This is a genomic window from Chitinivorax sp. B (assembly GCF_005503445.1).
Classification (GTDB): Bacteria; Pseudomonadota; Gammaproteobacteria; order Burkholderiales; family SCOH01; genus Chitinivorax.
The window spans coordinates 1-4,277 of the sequence record NZ_SCOH01000105.1 but is presented as its reverse complement, the minus strand read 5'-3'; the positions used below and the strand labels follow the sequence as shown (position 1 = coordinate 4,277).

The 4,277-nt window shown below is 58.0% G+C and carries 3 protein-coding genes; 2 read left to right on the top strand and 1 reads right to left on the bottom strand.

Annotated features, from left to right (window positions below; genetic code table 11):
- On the top strand, window positions 1-3,393 hold a 3,393-nt coding region (locus tag FFS57_RS24370; RefSeq protein ID WP_137940422.1), incomplete at its 5' end, for an RHS repeat-associated core domain-containing protein.
- A gap of 6 nt (window positions 3,394-3,399) precedes the next feature.
- Entirely contained in the window at window positions 3,400-3,837 is a 438-nt protein-coding gene (locus FFS57_RS24365; RefSeq protein WP_502705943.1) for an Imm44 family immunity protein, read from the top strand.
- Between the two features lie 202 nt (window positions 3,838-4,039).
- Here the strand turns inward: FFS57_RS24365 and FFS57_RS25475 are convergent, their stop codons facing one another.
- Entirely contained in the window at window positions 4,040-4,189 is a 150-nt protein-coding gene (locus tag FFS57_RS25475; protein WP_171014200.1) for a hypothetical protein, read from the bottom strand.
- Window positions 4,190-4,277 lie beyond the last annotated feature (88 nt).

Genomic DNA, 4,277 nt, shown 5'->3' with positions numbered 1-4,277 from the left:
CTGACCCAGACCACCTTGCCGTCGGGCGCAACCATTGGCTACAGCCACCACGACCGCTTCGGCCAACCCGGCAAGATCCAGGACGCCAACGGGGCCATCACCCTGCTGCAATACGATGGCCACGGCAACCTGAAACAGCGTATCAGTATGCAGTCGGGCTATGGTGCCAACCTCGACCCGGCCAGCTATCAACCGGTAGCCGGGGAAGTGCTGGCGGTCAGCCGCTTTGACTATGACAGCCACGGCAATATCACCCAGAGCCAACAGCTCAAGGATATCGTCAAACAGACCGGCCCCACCCTCAGCTACGACTACCAGGACCCAGACAACCACCTCACCGGCCTGAACCCGGTCACCGTCACCCGCCGTGGCGACCTGAACGGCGATGGCGAGATCAGCGCCGACGAAATCCAGACCGCCCAGCAACGCTTCGATGCACTGGGGCGGCCCATCATCAGCGTGCGCAGTGATTTCACGCTGGCCCGCCAAGACTATGACGCCGTGGACCGCATCACCCGCGCCACCAACGCCCGTGACCAATGGCAGGAGACCGTCTACGACCCGAACGGCAACCTCATCGAAACCCGCCAACTGGATGACAAACAGCAAGTCATCGACCGCCAGCAGGCCCGCTACGACTACAGCGACCGCAAAGTGGCGGACATCGACCATGCCGGCACCGTGACCCAATACCAGTACGACGAAGCCGGCAACCTGATCACCCGCACCACCCCGGATGGCTACCGGCTCAATATCGACTACGACCCGCTGAACCGGGCGGTGGCCGCCTACGATGCCGAAGGCAACCGGGTGCAAAGCGACTACGATGCCGACGGCCGCTTACGGCGCAGCATCGACCCCAGCGGCGCCAGCTCGGAACGGCGCTACCACGGCCCGGCCAAGAACGGCCAACTGGCCGAGACCCTCGACCCACTCAAGCGTCGCACCCAGTATGACTACGACGCCAATGGCAACGTCACCCAGGTCACCGATGCCGCCCAGCGCCGCACCCAGACCCGCTACGACGCGCTGAACCGGCCCTGGCGCGTGGTCGGGCCAGCCTATGCCGACCCACAGCACGGCACCGTGCACCCGGTCACCCTGTACCACTACAACCTGCTGGGCTTCACCACCCAGATCGCGGCCGGCTTCACCGCCAACGCCAACGACGCCAGCCAGGATCGGGTGACCGCGCAATCGATCAGGCAGTACGATGACTTCGGCCGGCTGCTGAGCGACCGCAACGGCTTGAACCAAAGCTGGCAATACCGCTACGACCTGCAAGGCAACCTCAAGCAGACCACCAGCCCCGCCAACCAGCTCACCACCTATCGCTGGCTAGCGGGCCACCTGCTGGAGCAAAAGGAAAGCCAGGACGACACCATCCAGTACCGCTACAACGCCCTGGGCCAACTCCTCCAGACCCGCAACCCGCAACTGACCACCGACTATGTCTACGACGGCCTCAGCCACCGGCTGATCCGCCAGCAAGACAGCCGCGGCCTGACCCTGCGCTACGCCTACAGCCCCGGTGGCCTGCTCAACAGCGTGGCAGACGGCCACGGCCAGCGCACCGACTACCAGTACGACGCCGTCGGCCGCCTCAGCGGCATCCGCGCCAGCACTGGCGAACACCTCACCTTCGTCTACGACGCCAATGGCCGCTTGGTACAAAGCTGGCTACCCAACGGCAGCGCCAGCCTGTACCGCTATGACGAGGCCGGGCAACTCACCCAGCGGCTGAACCAGTCGGCCGGGCAACTCATCAGCCGGCACGACTACGACTACCACCCGCAAACCGGGCAACGGACCCGCCATCGGGAACAGATCGGCAATCAGAGCACCGACTACCGTTACGAGTACGACCCACTGGACCGGCTGAGCAAGGTCAGCAGCGTCAATGCGCAGAACCAGCCGACCGAACTGGCCGCCTACCAGTACGATGCCTGGGACAACCGCACCCTGCAGACCGCAGGCGGTCAAACCCAAGCCTATGTCTACGATGTAGCCAACCAACTCAAGGAAATCCGCAAGGGCAATGCCACTGGCGAAGTACTGGCCAGCTATCAATACGACCCGAACGGCAACCTGACGCTGAAAACGGTCGGCAATGTCAAACACGCCTTCCAGTACAACAGCCTGCAACAACTGACCCAGATCAACCTGGACAGCGCAGCGGGCACCCTGCTGGGCAGCTACCGTTACGATGCCGACGGCAAGCGCATCGGCCGCAGCGATGGCGCCGGCAGTCAGGATTACCAGTATCTGGGTGATGACATCATTGCCGGCTACCCAACCGGGCAATACCAGAATCCGCTGTGGCGCACCGTGCATGGTGGGGCCATCGATGACCCATTACTGAGGATCACATCCCAAGGCACCCAGACCTACCATGGCGATGGTTTGGGCAGCATTGTTGGCATGAGCAATGCGCAAGGCATGCTGGCCGCCTGGCAACAGTTCGATGCCTGGGGCAATCGCCTCAACGGGCAGGGCGACATTCCGCAGTATGGTTACACCGGCCGTGAGCCAGATGTGGCCGGGCTGATCTACTACCGGGCAAGATGGTACGACCCGAGTATTGGGCGGTTTACGCAGCGTGATCCGATTGGGTTGCAGGGTGGCATCAATCAGTATGGGTATGTCGGTCAAAACCCAATCAATCTGGTTGATCCGATGGGGTTGCTGGCGCAAGCGGTGAGGCCCGTTTCACAGTCGTCCTATATCAATAATGCTAGCCCGGTCATGGGTTCCGGCAGTCAGAACTTTAGGTCAAACAGCACTGCACCTTATCAGGTTGCAGGCAATGGGTTGACTATGGCTGATTATGAAGCCTTCAAACGTTCAACAGGGGGCTATGCGCGGAACCAAGGTGCGGCTGTCGGAGGGATTGTTGGCGGTGCACTGGGTTTTGTTGCAGCTGGCGGATGTGACTATGCGACTATAGGTGGTTGTGCCCCCGCAAATCCTGCTATCGTAGCCGGAGGTGTTGCACTAGGGGCTGGGGTTGGTGCGGCAGCAGGCAACGCGATGCACAACACCGGTGAAAAGTTGGATAAGGCTTGGAACCAACTGGAGCGTTTGGTAAATAAGGCTAATACATCGACTTCGCCGACAGAATACCAGTATGCGTTGATCGCAACGGCATCTGGTATGTATCCAGATGTGAGAAACGGCACGGCGAATTTAAATGCGGGCGACGTATGGAAATATGGAACGACAGTTGATCCATCCAGCCGCTATTCGGCAATAGCTTTGTCAAATCTGGGTTTGAGAATGGACCGGCAGGCGACGGGAAATCACTATGAAGTACTGGCACAAGAAAAACTAAAACTCATTGAATACTTCATACGAAATGGTTCGCTCCCACCTGGAAATAGAGTGTTTAAGTGAGGAATTATGAGAATTAGATGTACTTGCGATTCATGGTCCGATTTGGGAGAGGCTCTAGGTAATGTCACTGTCAGGCTTCAAGAGGCTCTCTCGCCATTTTTCTCAAATAAAGAATATGGTGGCGAAGTGGACCAGTTTATGTTGGTAGTCGTTGCTGTTGATTCGGATGTTGAAGAAAACAAGCGCTCCTGCAAAGCTTACAATAGGGTAGCTAGTTATAAGGATATGATTACTGGGAGTAAAGTTAAATTTCTTGGCATTGCTTTGCCTTTTGATCCGATTCCACTTGCGGAAATGTCTGAAAGGGAGCTGGCAAATCTGATATGTATTGCATTGCAGGAGAAAATGAATAATCCAGAACTTAAGATTCCAAAGGGATTTGATTATCAATTGTTCAAAAATGACCTGCAGCTAGCTCTTGAATTGTATAAGTGTGCAATTTGAACACTTCGTAACCAATAATCGTAGGGGTCAGAGTGGTTGATTTCGGCGGATAACTGCCGCCATCGGCGAAGTACTGGCCAGCTACCAATACGACCCGAACGGCAACCTGACCCTGAAAACGGTCGGCACGGTCAAACACGCCTTCCAGTACAACAGCCAGCAACAACTGACCCAGATCAATCTGGACAGCGCAGCCGGTACGCTACTGGGCCGCTACCGTTACGACGCTGATGGTAAACGCATCGGCCGCAGCGATGGCGCGGGCAGTCAGGATTACCAGTATCTGGGTGATGACATCATCGCCGGTTACCCAACCGGGCAATACCAGAATCCGCTGTGGCGCACCGTGCATGGTGGGGCCACCGATGACCCATTACTGAGGATCACATCCCAAGGCACCCAGACCTACCATGGCGATGGTTTGGGTAGCATCGTCGGGC

Coding starts and splice junctions, on each gene's coding strand:
- FFS57_RS24365 (WP_502705943.1), top strand. CDS start 3,400: ATGAGAATTAGATGTACTTGCGATTCATGGTCCGATTTGGGAGAGGCT.
- FFS57_RS25475 (WP_171014200.1), bottom strand. CDS start 4,189: ATGCACGGTGCGCCACAGCGGATTCTGGTATTGCCCGGTTGGGTAACC.